This window comes from Nguyenibacter vanlangensis, assembly GCF_013376155.1.
Classification (GTDB): Bacteria; Pseudomonadota; Alphaproteobacteria; order Acetobacterales; family Acetobacteraceae; genus Gluconacetobacter; species Gluconacetobacter vanlangensis.
On the sequence record NZ_JABXXP010000639.1, the window covers coordinates 1 to 1,591 of the forward strand.

At 71.3% G+C, this 1,591-nt stretch carries 2 protein-coding genes and 1 pseudogene; all 3 read left to right on the top strand.

Annotated features, from left to right (window positions below):
- Positions 1-310 (top strand): SPOR domain-containing protein (locus tag HUK84_RS17525; RefSeq protein ID WP_176641400.1); only part of this gene is annotated, 310 nt, incomplete at its 5' end.
- Positions 311-425: 115 nt separating this feature from the next.
- Positions 426-1,283, top strand: a complete 858-nt coding sequence (locus tag HUK84_RS17530; protein ID WP_176641401.1) for a segregation and condensation protein A — start codon at positions 426-428, stop codon at positions 1,281-1,283.
- Positions 1,280-1,591 (top strand): annotated as a pseudogene (locus HUK84_RS17535) (SMC-Scp complex subunit ScpB); the annotation flags it as partial. The gene HUK84_RS17530 and the pseudogene HUK84_RS17535, both read left to right, overlap by 4 nt.

Here is a 1,591-nt window from a genome sequence, read left to right on the forward strand (position 1 = left end):
GTCTTCTGCGCCCGCCGCGCCGTCTCCCGCGCCGCCTGGCGCCCCATCCGTCACGCCGGCGGGCGGCCGGTATGGGGTGCAGCTTGCCGCCCTCGATTCCGAGGTGGCGGCGCAGAAGGAATGGGCGCGCCTGGTCCAGCATTATCCCGACCTGTTCGCCGGGCACGAGCCGATCATCGAACGGACCGAGCGCAATGGTGCGGTCTTTTTTCGGCTGCGGACCCGTGGTTTTGCCAGCATCGCGCAGGCGACCTCGTTCTGCGAGCATGTGCGGCTGAACGGCCTGGCCTGCGCCCTGGCCGGTTTCTAGGGCGCGTCCGGTGCGGCAGGCGGCCCTGTCCCAGAATCGCGACCTGTCGGGCGAGCCCGTCGATGGGTCGGCCGGCGGATTGGCCGATGGACTGGCTGATGGGCTGACCGCGCCCATGCTGCGCCTGGACGGGTTCGAGGGGCCGCTGGACCTGCTGCTGGAGCTGGCGCGCGCGCAGAAGGTCGATCTGGCGCGCATCTCGATCCTGCAACTGGTCGAGCAATATCTGGCCATCGTGGAATCGGCGCGGCGCATCCGGCTGGAACTGGCGGCGGACTGGCTGGTCATGGCCGCCTGGCTGGCGTGGCTGAAATCGCGGCTGCTGCTGCCGGCCGAGGAGGGTGGCGGCGAGGATGCCGAGGACGCGGCCGAATTGCTGCAGGCGCGCCTGCTGGAACTGGCGCGGATCGGCCAGGCCGCGGAATGGCTGGCGGCCCGGCCGCAACTGGGCCGCGACGTCTTTGCCCGGGGCGAGCGCGAGGACCTGACCGAAATCGACCGTTCGGGCCTGGCGCTGGACCTGCCGCAATTGATGGGCGCTTATATGGCGGCGATGCGCCGGGGGGCGCGCAAGCGGGTCTATCAGCCGCGGCGCCTGCAATTCTGGACGGTGCAGGATGCGCTGGCCCGTTTGCACCGGCTGCTGGGCACCGAGGCGGCCATCCCCGGGACCGGTGCCGGCTGGTGCGCGCTGGATTCCTTTCTGCCCGAATCCGGTCCGGGGCTGGATGCCGAGGATGACCTGGAGCGCACCCGGCTGCGCCGGGCCGCCATGGCCGGCACCCTGATCGCCGGGCTGGAACTGGCGCGGAACGGTGCGATCGAATTGCGGCAGGAGGAAATTTTCGGCCGCATCATGCTGCGGGCCTGCGATCCGGCGGGCCAGGCCGCCAATGATCAGGCTGCCAGTGATCAGGCGGACGAACAGGCAGCGGGCGAAGCGGCTCCCGAGAGGATGGACGCGGCGGAATGACCGACGAGACGACCCCCGATATGGCTGCCGACATAGCTGCCGACGCGGCCCCGCTTGCCGCCCCTGCTGCCCCCCCTGCTGGGTTGCCGGCGCCGCCCGAACTGGCGGTGCGGCTGGTCGAGGCCCTGGTCTTCGCCAGCGCCGATCCGGTGTCCGAGCGGGTGGTCGCCGAATTGCTGGAGGCCCAGGGCCAGGTCCCGGCGGATATCGAGGATCTGGGCACCTATGTCCGCGGCGTGATCGACGCGGTGGTCGCGCGGTATGACGGGCGCGGCGTCGCGCCGGTGCAGGTGGCCGGCGGCTGGCAG

Bases quoted from the DNA above. Each gene is read 5' to 3' on its own strand.
- HUK84_RS17530 (WP_176641401.1), top strand. From the start codon at position 426: ATGCTGCGCCTGGACGGGTTCGAGGGGCCGCTGGACCTGCTGCTGGAG.